Origin of the sequence: Spongiivirga citrea (assembly GCF_010671565.1) — a bacterium.
Taxonomy (GTDB): Bacteria; Bacteroidota; Bacteroidia; order Flavobacteriales; family Flavobacteriaceae; genus Spongiivirga; species Spongiivirga citrea.
The window spans coordinates 358,290-371,707 of record NZ_JAABOQ010000005.1 but is presented as its reverse complement, the minus strand read 5'-3'; the positions used below and the strand labels follow the sequence as shown (position 1 = coordinate 371,707).

At 36.0% G+C, this 13,418-nt stretch carries 12 protein-coding genes; 5 read left to right on the top strand and 7 right to left on the bottom strand.

The genetic code is table 11. The features are described from left to right. Window positions 1-268: 268 nt before the first annotated feature. The 4 genes from GWK10_RS13645 to GWK10_RS13630 all read right to left on the bottom strand — a co-directional run bounded on the left by GWK10_RS13645 (window position 269) and on the right by GWK10_RS13630 (window position 4,854). Window positions 269-973: a queuosine precursor transporter gene (locus tag GWK10_RS13645; protein ID WP_164032937.1), complete on the bottom strand. Its 705-nt coding sequence runs from the start codon at window positions 971-973 to the stop codon at window positions 269-271. A gap of 263 nt (window positions 974-1,236) precedes the next feature. After that, window positions 1,237-1,749: a gamma carbonic anhydrase family protein gene (locus GWK10_RS13640; protein WP_164032936.1), complete on the bottom strand. Its 513-nt coding sequence runs from the start codon at window positions 1,747-1,749 to the stop codon at window positions 1,237-1,239. Between the two features lie 122 nt (window positions 1,750-1,871). After that, window positions 1,872-2,603 carry a LytR/AlgR family response regulator transcription factor gene (locus tag GWK10_RS13635; RefSeq protein ID WP_164032935.1) on the bottom strand — a complete coding sequence of 244 codons (732 nt, stop codon included), beginning with the start codon at window positions 2,601-2,603 and terminating at the stop codon, window positions 1,872-1,874. A 1-nt stretch (window position 2,604) separates the two neighbouring features. Continuing rightward, window positions 2,605-4,854: a histidine kinase gene (locus tag GWK10_RS13630; protein ID WP_164032934.1), complete on the bottom strand. Its 2,250-nt coding sequence runs from the start codon at window positions 4,852-4,854 to the stop codon at window positions 2,605-2,607. A 206-nt stretch (window positions 4,855-5,060) separates the two neighbouring features. Here GWK10_RS13630 and GWK10_RS13625 point away from each other — a divergent pair, with 206 nt between their 5' ends. Continuing rightward, window positions 5,061-6,215 (top strand): vWA domain-containing protein, encoded by a 1,155-nt coding sequence (locus GWK10_RS13625; RefSeq protein ID WP_164032933.1) that lies wholly within the window; start codon window positions 5,061-5,063, stop codon window positions 6,213-6,215. A gap of 308 nt (window positions 6,216-6,523) precedes the next feature. Here GWK10_RS13625 and GWK10_RS13620 read toward each other — a convergent pair whose 3' ends face one another. Then, on the bottom strand, window positions 6,524-7,519 hold the full coding sequence (locus tag GWK10_RS13620; protein WP_164032932.1) for a PorP/SprF family type IX secretion system membrane protein: 996 nt from the start codon (window positions 7,517-7,519) through the stop codon (window positions 6,524-6,526). Window positions 7,520-7,810: 291 nt separating this feature from the next. On the opposite strand from GWK10_RS13620, the gene GWK10_RS13615 reads away from it, so the two are divergent. The 4 genes from GWK10_RS13615 (at window position 7,811) to GWK10_RS13600 (ending at window position 12,121) form a co-directional block, all read left to right on the top strand. Continuing rightward, window positions 7,811-8,719, top strand: a complete 909-nt coding sequence (locus GWK10_RS13615) for a NifU family protein (RefSeq protein WP_164032931.1) — start codon at window positions 7,811-7,813, stop codon at window positions 8,717-8,719. Between the two features lie 83 nt (window positions 8,720-8,802). Next, window positions 8,803-9,003, top strand: coding sequence for a dodecin family protein (locus GWK10_RS13610; RefSeq protein ID WP_164032930.1), 201 nt, complete (start codon window positions 8,803-8,805; stop codon window positions 9,001-9,003). A gap of 188 nt (window positions 9,004-9,191) precedes the next feature. After that, complete coding sequence (locus tag GWK10_RS13605; RefSeq protein WP_164032929.1) at window positions 9,192-11,237, top strand: thioredoxin domain-containing protein; 2,046 nt, start codon at window positions 9,192-9,194, stop codon at window positions 11,235-11,237. Window positions 11,238-11,314: 77 nt separating this feature from the next. Continuing rightward, complete coding sequence (locus GWK10_RS13600) at window positions 11,315-12,121, top strand: mechanosensitive ion channel family protein (RefSeq protein WP_164032928.1); 807 nt, start codon at window positions 11,315-11,317, stop codon at window positions 12,119-12,121. Here GWK10_RS13600 and tsaB read toward each other — a convergent pair. Together tsaB and GWK10_RS13590 are read right to left on the bottom strand one after the other, a co-directional pair. Continuing rightward, window positions 12,118-12,792 carry a tRNA (adenosine(37)-N6)-threonylcarbamoyltransferase complex dimerization subunit type 1 TsaB gene (tsaB, locus tag GWK10_RS13595; protein ID WP_164032927.1) on the bottom strand — a complete coding sequence of 225 codons (675 nt, stop codon included), beginning with the start codon at window positions 12,790-12,792 and terminating at the stop codon, window positions 12,118-12,120. The two genes, GWK10_RS13600 and tsaB, sit on opposite strands and share 4 nt — an antisense overlap. A gap of 77 nt (window positions 12,793-12,869) precedes the next feature. After that, window positions 12,870-13,418, bottom strand: coding sequence for a hypothetical protein (locus GWK10_RS13590; RefSeq protein ID WP_164032926.1), 549 nt, complete (start codon window positions 13,416-13,418; stop codon window positions 12,870-12,872).

Sequence of the window (13,418 nt, the reverse complement as noted above, 5' to 3'; positions counted from 1 at the left end):
TTCAGCCTTTAAAAATGGGAATTCTTGACATTTTTTTAACCTGAATAGTGATTGGTGATTTTATCTAAATAAGATAATGCAGCTATGTTTTATGCGAACTCCTAGATTGTAATACGGAAGTCTCCCCTTGAGGGGAGATTTAGAGGGGTGTTTGCCCAGAACTTATTTAAACTCCCTCTCTTTTGATATTTCAACACAGAAAAACACCCATCCCCAACCCTTCCCTCAAGGGAAGGGAGTTAAACTCCTTCAAAATTTAAAAAATCACCTAATCAATCACAATCTCCTCAGCCCGCTCCAATTTAAATCGTCTTCGAAAAATGTAAACCCCGGCGTATAACAAAGGTGTATCTAGAGCTGCGACTATGATCTTAAAAATGATACCACTTACTAATAGACCAAGAAACTTATCCCATGCGATAATATTGAAGCTGCATAAGAGCAGTAATACAGTCCCTGTATCTATTATTTGGGAGGTAAAGGTCGAGAAATTATTTCGCAACCAAAGATGTTTTCCTTTGGTTAATTTTTTCCAGAAATGGTATACGTGAATATCGACATATTGCGCGAATAAATAAGCCATCATACTGGCAAAAACAGCAAGTACCGTATTGCCAAATACAGTACTAAACATCCCATCATCAACTCCGGACCAACTTGTCGCCGGCACTGCTGCAGAAACATATACGATTAACAGTGAAAAAAACGAAGCGAAAATACCGGCCGTCACAACCTGATTAGCCTTCTTCTTGCCATAGATTTCTGATATTAAATCAGTAATTAAAAAGGTGATTGGGTATGGTAACAGTCCAACTGAAATCTCGAATAACTTCACCCCAAAAATCTCGACATTGAAGGGATACCAATAAAAAAACTTTTGAAAAATAAGATTGGAAACTACTAGTGAAGTTATAAACAGTGCTGCCAAATACAAGTAGATATTTTGCGCAAGTTTCTTGTCTTTTATTTGCATGAAATTGATTTCTGATGCTAAAGATAAAGGAATATTGGGGTTTTTGAAGTCGACTCATTATCCCAAGCCATTTCCTAAAAAGATCATTTTACTCCCTTCCCTTGAGGGAAGGGTTGGGGATGGGTGTCTGCTGTTTGTGGTGAGTTCATACTGATCGGTATTGTGATATTTCCCAAAAGTACACCCCTCTAAATCTCCCCTCAAGGGGAGACTTTAATGTTATTGAAAGGTTATACTGCCAACTGAATACTAAAAACTGCGGACTATTCCCTAAACCATCCAGAATACTTCACATAATTATTGGCAATACGATCAATTTGATCGGAGATGAGTTCTTGGGATATATCTTTTACTTTTTTTGCTGGCACTCCAGCGTAAATACAGCCTGATTCGACAACCGTATGCTGAGTAACAACTGCACCAGCAGCAATGATCGAATTGCTATGCACCACACAACCATCCATCACGATTGATCCCATACCGATAAGCACATTATCATGAATGGTACAACCATGAACAATGGCATTATGACCAATAGAAACATTATCGCCCACAGTAGTTGCGAATTTTTCATAGGTACAATGAATCACCGCTCCATCTTGTACATTCACTTTGTTACCAAGCTTAATAAAATTAACATCACCTCGCACAACGGCATTGAACCAAAAACTACAATCGTCACCAGAGGTTACTTCGCCTACGATTGTTGCGTTTTCTGCTATGAAATTGTTTTTGCCGAATTGTGGAGATTTACCGTTTACTGGTTTAATTATCATTTGGGTTGGTTTTAAAAGGTTCTCGATACAATTTTTGTTTTCACTCTCGTTCAATCAAAAACCACTCGAACTGACATTTGGATGATTTCAGGCATATTTTCTCTATGCTCTATTATCAAATTCTATTTAAAATGAGAAAGTAATTGGGCTTTTCTACTTGCAGATACCATGATCTCTTTACCTGTATTAAGGACTACACTTCCACCCTTTCCTTTTTTGTATTTGGCAATCGCATTGATATTTACCAAATATGACTTATGTATGCGCGCAAAAGGAAAATCCGATAAGGAGTTCTCAAAATATTTTAAGGTTTTGCTTACCACCTTTTTCTTGTTACCAACATAAATTTCAGTATAGTTATCATCGGCTTTGCAATACAAAATATCAGCAATTTCAACCACTTCGAATCCATCTTGTTGAGGGATAGTGATTTTCCCATTCACATGATTTAAAACGGGGGTTAAAACACGCTCTTGCAATTCGTTTTCTTTGGTTTTTATGGCTATAACATGGTCTACCGCCTTTATTAATTCGTCAATAGATATTGGTTTAAGCAAATAGTACGATGCATGACTATTTAATGCATCAATTGCGTAATGATCGTATGCTGTAACAAATACTGTTTCAAATTCATGATCGCCCACTTTTTCCAAAAGATCAAATGCATTTCCATAAGGCATTTCCACGTCTAAAAACAATAAGTCAGGCTCCTGTTTTTTTATTAAAGCAAGTGCATCGGTAATATTAGATGCTTCGGCAAGCACCGTGACTTTTGGGCAGTATTTTTTGAGATAATTCTTTAAAATTTCTCTACTAGTTTCTTCATCTTCAACTATAATGGCTTGTAATTGCATCTTATTTGTTTAGTGTTAGTGTAACTAAAGTTCCAGACCCGTCTCCATTTATATCATCAACCTGAACAGCAACTTTGTCTTTATACATATCATTTAAAATGGTAATACGTTTCTTTATATTTCCCATTCCTTTTGACTTATTCTTTAATTGATTTTTAGTCTTTAAAGCCGCTGAGGCTTTTCGTCCAATGCCATCATCTTCTATAGTAATACAAATGCTATCTGCATCAATATTTTTTATGTTAATGAGCAAACTCCCCTTCTCTTTTTTATATCGAAGCCCGTGCCAAATGGCATTTTCGATATAAGGTTGCAGTAGCATCGGTGGGATGGTGTATGCCTCGACATCGACTCCAGGATCTATATTAATGTCATAATCAAACTTATCCTGAAAGCGAGAGTGCTCAAGCTTTGTATATAGTTGAAGTAATTCGATCTCTTTGCTGAGTGGAATAAAATCCTCATCAGAGTTTTCCAATACGGAGCGCATCAAGGTGGAAAATTCCGCTAAGTATCTATTGGCATTTCGTTCATCATTACTGGCGATATAGCTGTTTACCGAGTTAAGTGCATTAAAAATAAAATGCGGATTCATTTGCGATCGTAGTGAACGCAAAGCCAACAAATTATTGGCAATTTTCTGCTGCCTGATACTACGATACATAAAAAACCCTGCAACCACGAGCAATAAAATCCCAGCAATTAGGCCATATATTGTTGTTTGCTGCCGTTTGTTAGCTTCTGTTGTGAGCTGCCTTTCTGCAGAAATCAAATCCATTTTACTTTCGGTAAGCTCGCGATCTTTTTCAAGACTAGAAATCCGACTTTGCTGTTCGGTAATATTTTTGCTAAATCGAGCAGCTTGCGATATTTGTTGTTCTTTTTTAACCACTAAGGTATCCACTAACTCGACATACTCTCTATAGGTCGTATAGGCTTTGTTATAGTCACCCAAATTTTCATATACTTCTGACAATCGTCTTGTAGCGTCTTTTTTTACAATGATATCTTCACTTTTATCTGCCTCTGCAATACTTTCTTCTAAAAAAGGAATGGCCTCATTAAACTTCTGCTGATTTGCCAGTGCTGCACCAATTTTATAATTGGTTTTTTGACGCGTGATCGCCTCGGGTGCATCATCTTGAGTAATAATACTATCATTTATTTTATCGATTACGTCCAGATTCTGTTTTCTCAATTCAATCTCCTTATCAAACTGATTATTTGCACTGTAAAAATCCGCTACCTTCTCCTTTTGTACGGCAGCTCTTTTCAAGTTCTCTCCTTCCGCTGCTTGAATTGAATTTTGAAATAAGCCTTCTGCTTGCTGTAGCTCCCCTGAAGCCGCAAATAACTCTCCCAGCTTGGAATTCAGATCGGTAATTTTGGGTGTTACCTTATTGTCTTTAGCCAACTTTAAAGCACTGTTATAATTACTTTCAGCAGCCGATTTTTCGTTTAAGGCTTTGTTGGCATCGCCCAAGCCTTCATAAACCTCAATCTTTTCATAAATAGAAAGTCGGCTTTTTAACAAACGATTAAAGCTTGATTTTGCTTCTTGTGGCTCATTATTACTTAAATGAGCTCTTGCTAATTTCAACATCACCTCATCAGAAGAAACAGAAGACAAAGATGTTTTATAGTTGCTTACTGCGAGATCATATTGCTCCCAATACATATACGTATCTCCCAACACTCGAAATGCCTGTGCTTGCCTAGTATTATCTCTTCTTTTTCCTAAAGTTTGCAAGGATTTCTCTACAAACTGAACACTTTTAGCAACATCTTTTCTTTGGTAAAACTTTGCGGAATCGAGTGCATCATCAAAACGAAAAGCAACTGATGGGGTCCTGCTTGACGTTTTCATTTTCTTACTCTTTAATTCTAGTGTGCGCGCTTCTTCTTTTTCACTATCCTCAACCCCAACCCCATGGGCGTTCTCATCTACAAGCAGCTTTATATCTTCATCATCTTTAATGACATAGTATTTTGTTTCAATATCCTTATGCTCAAAAACCAACTCATCATTAGCACTCGCTTTAATTAAAAAACTACCATCAGGAAGCGTATAGGTCGATCTACCCCCAATGATGTAAACATGTACGTTTTTAATGGGTCTTCGCGAGTCCTTATACATTACGACCCCTTTTAAATTAAAAGTCGGCTTGCTATCAAAAGTAGTGCGCTGGGCCTTAGTAGTGAGCGAAAGACATAGGAAAACAACTAAAATAATGGCACTCTTTATTTTCATAATAACCAAACTTACAACCTATAAATCGTTTAGAAAAATGGCGTTTCTGCTAAAACACCAAATTGTTACGCTTTTTAAGTACTAAGATTCCCGTTCACTCAAAAAATGGGGGCGTTTACTCAAACAAACAGCTTAATGCCTTATTCTGACTATTTTGTTTTCGGTCTCAAACGTAGTTTTATCCCATCAATTTAAAATAATACATCATGAAAAATCGAATTACTTATGTACTCATGTTGGTTGGACTGCTGCAAATAAATAGCTTGTTTGGGAACCATTCACCAAGACAGAAAAAACTACATAAGCCAGTTGTCGAAGAAAGCTATAAGCAAACTATTCAAGTGGCTTTATTATTAGATACTAGTAATAGTATGGATGGCTTGATCAATCAAGCTAAAGCGCAATTATGGGAAATCGTAAACCAGCTTTCGTATGCAAAATGCAGAAGTGTGCAACCCAATCTTGAAATCGCCTTGTATGAATATGGTAATGACAGGCTATCATCTAGAGAAGGATATATAAAACAAGTAATCGGTTTTAGCAATGATCTTGATGAAATATCAGAAAAGCTATTTTCATTAACTACTAATGGCGGTAGTGAATTTTGTGGACAGGTAATTAATACGTCGATCAAACAATTAGATTGGGGTAAAAATGATGATGACCTTAGAATGGTATTTATTGCAGGAAATGAACCATTTAATCAAGGTCGTTTAAGTTATAAAGATGCAATTACCGATGCTAAAGAAAAAGATATTGTTGTAAATACTATTTACTGTGGTGACTACCGAAGTGGTGTACAAACCCATTGGAAAGATGGCGCAGATCTTGGCCGAGGTGATTATATGAATATTGATCATAATCGCGCTGTTGTTCATATTTCAACACCATATGATGATATTATTATTCAACTGAATTCAAAATTGAACAACACCTATGTTCCTTATGGAAGCTATGGTGTTGCAAAGTCTATAAAACAACGAGCGCAAGACTCTAATGCGGCAGAACTTGATGAAGTAGTAAGTGTTAAACGTGCAGTGACTAAAAGTGGTCGACTTTATAATAACAGCCAATGGGACTTGGTAGATGCAGAAAAAGAAGATGACTTTAGTTATGCTAAAATTGAAAAGAAGAAGTTACCGAAAGAACTACAGGATAAATCAACAGCTCAGCTAAAAGCGTATGTAGCAACAAAAAGTGCTGAACGAAAAAAAATCCAGAAAGAAATTCAGGATTTGAATAAAAAGCGAACCGTATTTATTGCTGCCAAACAAAAAGAAGGCACTGACAAAGCTGATCTAGAAAATGCGATGATTAATACCATTAAAAGACAGGCTAAGACTAAAGGATATCAATGGTAGCCTGCTGCTATTGAAATTCCAAAAAAAGTAAATTCCAAATTCCAAAAATATCGCTTTGGGTTTGGGATTTTGGTTTTGAAATTGAAATTCTCTGTGAATCTCTGTGAATCTCTGTGAAAGCTCTGTGCGACTCGTTGAAAAAACCTAGGGAAAAACTGTTCTTCAGAAGGGTTCTCGATACTATTTTGATTTCCCTGTCAGTCAATCAAAATCACTTGAACTGACAACTGTTCAAAGTTGGGATTTGGAATTTTAAATATTGGAAGTTACTACGAGAAGAACTGCTTACTGCCACTGCCTACTGAATACTAGTAATTCACAGCTGGACAGTTACAATCGTAAGGCTCTTTGGCTTTAAATAAATCGAAACCGATTGTTATTTGATGAAAACCACCGTTATCGAATTTTAGATTTCCCAGTTGATTGGTATAGGTATAAGCGAACATAAAGCTGTTATAATTTATACCTACTATTGGTGAAACCCAATTTAAACGTTGATTATCAATTTGGTTTCCGTTAATGAACTCAGCTCCATTAAAACTGCTTCGGTATGAAAGTCCACCCCAAAGACGACCCCAATCGAATTTGCGATATGCCTTTAAATTCGCATCGATCGCTTTTTCGGTTGTAAATTCTCTTAACTGAAATAACACAGATGGTTCAAAATTCCAAAGGCTTGAACCTCCAAAAACATATCCCATGGAGAATAAATAGTTTCGCTGATTGTTCGATTCGAATTCACCATTAATATTTCGATTTCGAAACAATGCATTTTTTACAGCAACGTGCGCATAAAAATCAAGATAATGATAGGACATTCCGAAATCGACATTATAGTATCCAGTACTTTGCTTAATACCTGCGATAATCGGATCGAAATCTAAAGGATCAAAATTAGTTTCATCTAATTCACTTTGTATCACACCTGCACTTAAACCAAATGAGAGTTGATTCAAATCTAAATTAGATCTAGAAAAGCGCAAGTGATGCGCGTATGTTAGATAAAATCCTTTTTGAGAATGAAATCCGTTTTGATCATTAAAAATAATTCCCCCAATTCCCGATTGGTCATTTACACGATAATGGGCATTTATAGTCTGCAATTCTGGTGCATCTTCAACATCAAACCATTGCTTACGGGCAGTCGCTCTAATTTTTAAGCCATTACCAGCACCAGCCATCGACGGATAAACCAAATAATAGTTATCAGCAAAATAGTCTAAATAAACGGGAACACCTTCTTGAGCATAGGTAAATTGGGCTATTAGAAAAGCAAAAACAAAGTAGCGTTTTTTCAAATTCATAAGTTATGGCACTTATTTAACCAGCCACATTTAAAACCAGTTGGGAAATAAGATATGAAATGTACCAATGCAACATAAGCCTGCAGTTTAAGCACCTTTCAAATATATTAAATTTAGTTAATTAGCTTCTTAATTCCTTTTAACAAAAAAAGCAATCGAACCTTATAACGACAATAGTACCTATTTTGTTGTTTTAGTAAAGAATAAATAAGATAAAACAGTCGAAATAGTCCATTAATTGTTTGATCATCCCCTATCCCTTTTTCTTATCTTTGCAAAAAGAAATTTGCAATGAGTAATTACACCATTACGGTATCTGAAACAAGTAACCCTGCAATTGTTAAGTTTGAAGCCAATCATTTTTTAACAAAGCATACCAGTTACGAGTATAATAATATAGACGAAGCCCAAAATTCACCATTGGCGCAACAGTTATTTTACCTTCCTTTTGTAAAAAAAGTATATATCTCCGGAAACTTTGTTGCTGCGGAGCGATTTAACATTGTCAATTGGCCAGATGTGCAAGATGAAGTTGCTCAGCAAATAGAAAAGTATCTAAATGATGGTGGCACTATCGTTCAAGAAGCTATACAAGGGAGTAAAAAGAAAATTCCTGTTACTGTGTATGCTGAAAGCACACCCAACCCCGCTGCGATGAAGTTTGTGGCAAACAAAAAGATAGTAGTCAAGAATATCGAATTCAAAAGTATTGATGATGCGAAGTACGCTCCCATGGCTACAGAGTTATTTAGTTTTCCTTTTGTAAAAGAGCTATACTTTGATGAAAACTATATTTCAGTCATTAAATATGATGTTGCCAATTGGGATGAAGTAACTATTCCGCTAAGAGAGTTTATTAAAAACTATCTTGAAGATGGCAAGACTATCATAGCAGAAGACGCACCTGATCTTCAACCCGAAAAACAAGTTGAGCAAAAAAAGCAATTCGACAACTTAAGTGATACCTCTAAGCAAATTGTTGAAATATTAGATGAATATGTGCGTCCTGCAGTCGCATCTGATGGTGGTAATATTGAGTTTCAAGAATATGATGAGGCAAGTAAGACAGTAAAAGTAGTATTACAAGGAGCTTGTAGTGGTTGTCCTTCTTCCACCTTCACTTTAAAAAATGGAATTGAGAATATGCTTAAACAAATGATGGGGGATAAAGTGCAAACCGTTGAGGCCATTAATGGTTAATTCGTATTCGTTGCCTCCTTGCTTCTTTCTTAAGTACAAAAGCCGTAACTTTATTTTTTATTAACTACTTAAAAACCAGAAAAATGGCAGTATTAAAAGTAATAGAAGTCTTATCAAATTCAAATAAAAGTTGGGAAGATGCAGCTAAGAAAGCTGTAAAACAAGCTTCAAAGTCGGTTAAAAACATAAAGTCTGTTTACATTAACGAGCAAAGTGCTGCAGTTAGTGGAGATTCAATAGTTGAATACCGAGTAAACGTAAAGATTACCTTTGAGGTAAAATAATTTCACTTTTCTTTTTGAAAAAATAGGCGCTGGTTGTTACAACTAGCGCTTTTTATTTTAACATAAATACGAAGGAAAACTAATAATTCAATGTCAGGCTATTCCTTATATTTACAGGTATGATTAAGCGCTTTACATACTCTCTATTTTTACTATTATTTGCCTGCAATGGGCAAAATAAAACTACTATGTTCAATCCTAACACCAATGATCTCCAAGACGAGACCAGTCCATATTTATTACAGCACGCTCAAAACCCAGTGAATTGGAAAGCCTGGAAAGAAGCTCCCTTAGAATATGCAAAAGCAAACAATAAATTGCTATTGATAAGTGTAGGCTATGCCGCATGCCACTGGTGTCACGTTATGGAACATGAGAGTTTTGAAAATGAGGAAGTGGCAAAGATCATGAACGATAATTTTGTAAATATTAAAGTAGATCGCGAAGAACGACCTGATGTCGACCAAGTATATATGAATGCAGTACAGCTCATGACCGGCCGAGGTGGTTGGCCTTTAAATGTCATCGCATTACCTGACGGCCGTCCAGTTTGGGGCGGCACCTATTTTCAAAAAGAAGAATGGACTCGAACTATCAATCAGATATCAGAATTATATCAGAAGGATCCGGATAAAATGATCGAGTATGCCACTAAATTAGAAGAAGGAATAAAGAGTCTAGATCTAATTGAACCCAATCCTGAGGAAGCAAACTTTACTCTGGATAATATCAATACAGCAGTCGCCTCCTGGTCTCGTTCTTTTGACAATAAAAAAGGTGGATTGAATCGTGCTCCTAAATTCATGATGCCAAATAACTACCATTTTTTATTGCGCAAAGCATATCAAACGGATGATAAAGAGCTTATGAGTTATGTGAATTTCACCCTAACCAAAATGGCCTATGGTGGTATTTATGATCACGTAGGAGGTGGGTTTTCTAGATATTCAGTTGATGATAAATGGCATGTACCTCATTTTGAGAAGATGTTATATGACAATGCGCAATTGGTCAGTTTATATGCTGATGCTTATCTTTTAGGTGAAAATGAACTTTACAAACGAACTATCGAAGAAAGTTTAACTTTCGTAGAACGCGAATTAATGAGTGATGAATTCGCATTTTATTCTTCATTAGATGCTGATAGCTTAGATGAAAATAATGAGTTAGAGGAAGGTGCATTTTACGTTTGGAAAAAGGATGAATTAGAAGAGATCTTAGGTTCATCATTCGATGTTTTTAAGGACTACTACAACATTAATAATTATGGTTTCTGGGAAAAGAAAAACTATGTATTGATTCGTGATGAAGATGAAAAAGAGATCGCAAAAAAACACAATATTACCGTCGAAGAATTACAGGACCAAATTGCAACTGCAAAAACAAAATTATTCCATATACGTGCTAAAAGAAATCGTCCTAGGTTAGACGATAAAAGTCTTACTTCATGGAATGCCTTAATGCTTAAAGGTTATGTCGATGCGTATCGCGTTTTTGGCAATGAGCATTATCTAGACATTGCTATAAAAAATGCAACCTTTATAAAAAACAAACAGCTACGCCCTGATGGTGGACTAAACCATACGTATAAAGACGGAACAAGCTCGATAAATGGTTATTTAGAAGATTACGCGGCAACTATTCAAGCTTTTATCGCTTTATATGAAAGCACCCTCGACGCACAATGGCTAAATCTTTCTAGAGATTTGACCAATTACGCATTCGATCACTTTTACGATAATAAAAGTGGGTTTTTCTTCTTTACTTCAAATGAAGACGCCGCGCTTGTAAGCAGAAGTATCGAACAGCTTGATAATGTAATTCCAGCGTCGAATTCGATTATGGCGAAAAACCTATATGATCTAGCATTGTATTTTGGTAATAAGCAATATAAAACCTCGGCGGTTAATATGCTTAATAGTGTGAAACCAAATATCGATCAATATCCAACGAGCCATTCCAATTGGTTAGATCTTATGCTAAATTTTGTCGGGGAATATTACGAAGTGGCCATTGTGGGAGAAGATGCGAAAAAGCGAATAGCTGAATTGAATAAAACCTATATCCCAAATAAACTTATTGTTGGTAGTAAAGGCGAATCAAATTTGTACTTACTAGAGAACCGATATACTGAAGGTGAAACAATGATCTATGTTTGTGTAGAAGGTGCTTGTAAATTACCAGTGACAGAAGTGGATGCTGCAATTGATCAACTAGACATAGTTTTGAAATAATATAGTTTTTCGTCTTCCGTTGTTATTAGAGAGCGTTCTCTTTTTTGTAACTTTCTAAAAACCTAATTTGCGTAAGAATGGATAAATGGATTGAAAAAGGAATTGATTTAATTTCGGAGTTCGGCCCAAAATTAGTTGCGTCAATAGCAATATGGGTTATTGGATCTTGGATCATAAATAGGGTTATTCGAGTTATTGGTAAAGTAATGAGTAAGGCCAATTATGACGAAAGCCTTCAAAGGTTTCTATCAAATTTACTAGGTTGGATTTTAAAAGCACTAGTGGTTATAGCCGCCTTGGGAACTTTGGGCGTAGAAACCACCTCTTTTGCTGCCATACTTGCCGCAGCCGGCCTAGCCGTTGGATTAGCATTACAAGGCTCGCTTGCAAATTTTGCCGGTGGTGTACTAATAATGCTTTTTAAACCATTTAAAATTGGTGATCTTATAGAGGCACAAGGGGAACTTGGTGTAGTAAAAGAGATTGAGATATTTACAACCAAAATAAATTCGCCTCAAAACAAACTCATAATTATCCCTAACGGTTCATTATCTAATGGAAATATTATCAACTATTCTGCCGAAGGAAAATTACGAATCGATCATGTTATTGGTGTAGCATACGATACTGATATGAAACAGGCTAAAGATGTACTTCTAAAAGTGCTTACTGATCAAGAAAAGGTTCTTACCGATCCGGCTCCGGCGGTTACAGTTACTGAGCTTGCTGACAGTTCCATCAACATGGCAGTTAGACCATGGGTTGCTGTAGAGCACTATTGGGATGTGTATTTTGACACCTTAGAAAATAGCAAGAACGCTTTAGACGCTGCTGGTATTGAGATTCCGTATCCAACATCAGTCGAAATAGAAAAGCAAGGTTAGGCCTTTTTCTTACCTGCAATGAAATCTTTTAAATAATAAGGTTCGAAATAGGCCACATCTTCGAACTCCTTATTTTTATATTTTTCATAGGATATCGACACCATTTCCTTAGCAGTAGGTTCTAAGATGTTATTATCAAAAATGGCATTTTTATGCGTGATAACACCTTGGCATTTCGTTGCGCCATTACCAATAAAAGATACTGTTCCTTTGGCTAAGTATTCAGCAAAAGAAGTCTCTTCGATTATCTCGGCAGTTGTTTCTTTTAAAGGGGTTTTATTTGTATCATGTACTTGGGCATATACTTCCATTCTTCTAGCATCGAGCATTGGGATAATAAAGTCAGCCGGATTGTTATTTTGATGGGCCATCGATGTTAATGTCGTCACAGCTATTAAGGGAATATCCAGCGAAAAAGCCAGTCCTTTTGCAGCCGAAACACCAATACGCAATCCGGTATAAGAACCTGGCCCTTTACTTACAGCAATTGCACTTAAATCGCTTAAATTTATCCCTGCCTCTGCAATAGCCTGTTTAATAAAAACGTGAAGGTTTTCAGCATGAGAATACTCTTTCTCATTCAACTCCACAAGCGATTTCAGCTCACCATTTTCTCCGACAGATACTGAACAATTAGTTGTTGCTGTTTCAATATTAAGGATGTATGCCATACGGTAAAATTAAAGGAAAATAAAGACCTAAACATAAAATACTTTGAAGAAAACTAATCCATTATTTCTGAATAGATTCACAATAATCTAAAATGAAAAAACTGATCCATCAGAATTAGAACCGAACTTAAAAACATTACGATTAAGGTAGTTATCCCAAGAAACTTCCTACTTAATTGGTACTTTTTACTGATTACGAAAACCATAGAAAACAAAAGCCCACTAACTACTATTGGCAGAGTAAATGTGCCAATTTCTAAATATTCACTAATTCGAGCTTCATCGTTTAGCTTAATTATATTGATAATTCCTGCTAAGAATCGCATATAAAAAGCCACGAACAAGCCTAAAAACAAATACTTGTTCCAGCTCTTCAATTTTAAAAAAACAAATATTATTGCACCTTGTAAAATAGTTATTAAAGGTCCTGCTGCGGAAACTATAGTGGAATGTTCAATAGTTGGTTTTTCATAGCTTTCATAAAAAGTACCGTTTAAAGTCATTATCGCATCGTAGCCAAAAAACCTGCTAGTTAGCCAATGAGCAAATTCATGAATAATCCAGGTAGCCATAACAACAACTACTGCAACAATAAAATAGCGTGCAGTAGTTCTCTTGTCCAGCAT

What these genes read in the sequence shown, in the direction of transcription:
- GWK10_RS13645 (WP_164032937.1), bottom strand. Translation starts at nt 973, where the DNA reads ATGCAAATAAAAGACAAGAAACTTGCGCAAAATATCTACTTGTATTTG.
- GWK10_RS13640 (WP_164032936.1), bottom strand. Translation starts at nt 1,749, where the DNA reads ATGATAATTAAACCAGTAAACGGTAAATCTCCACAATTCGGCAAAAAC.
- GWK10_RS13635 (WP_164032935.1), bottom strand. Translation starts at nt 2,603, where the DNA reads ATGCAATTACAAGCCATTATAGTTGAAGATGAAGAAACTAGTAGAGAA.
- GWK10_RS13630 (WP_164032934.1), bottom strand. Translation starts at nt 4,854, where the DNA reads ATGAAAATAAAGAGTGCCATTATTTTAGTTGTTTTCCTATGTCTTTCG.
- GWK10_RS13625 (WP_164032933.1), top strand. Translation starts at nt 5,061, where the DNA reads ATGAAAAATCGAATTACTTATGTACTCATGTTGGTTGGACTGCTGCAA.
- GWK10_RS13620 (WP_164032932.1), bottom strand. Translation starts at nt 7,519, where the DNA reads ATGAATTTGAAAAAACGCTACTTTGTTTTTGCTTTTCTAATAGCCCAA.
- GWK10_RS13615 (WP_164032931.1), top strand. Translation starts at nt 7,811, where the DNA reads ATGAGTAATTACACCATTACGGTATCTGAAACAAGTAACCCTGCAATT.
- GWK10_RS13610 (WP_164032930.1), top strand. Translation starts at nt 8,803, where the DNA reads ATGGCAGTATTAAAAGTAATAGAAGTCTTATCAAATTCAAATAAAAGT.
- GWK10_RS13605 (WP_164032929.1), top strand. Translation starts at nt 9,192, where the DNA reads ATGTTCAATCCTAACACCAATGATCTCCAAGACGAGACCAGTCCATAT.
- GWK10_RS13600 (WP_164032928.1), top strand. Translation starts at nt 11,315, where the DNA reads ATGGATAAATGGATTGAAAAAGGAATTGATTTAATTTCGGAGTTCGGC.
- tsaB (WP_164032927.1), bottom strand. Translation starts at nt 12,792, where the DNA reads ATGGCATACATCCTTAATATTGAAACAGCAACAACTAATTGTTCAGTA.
- GWK10_RS13590 (WP_164032926.1), bottom strand. Translation starts at nt 13,418, where the DNA reads ATGCTGGACAAGAGAACTACTGCACGCTATTTTATTGTTGCAGTAGTT.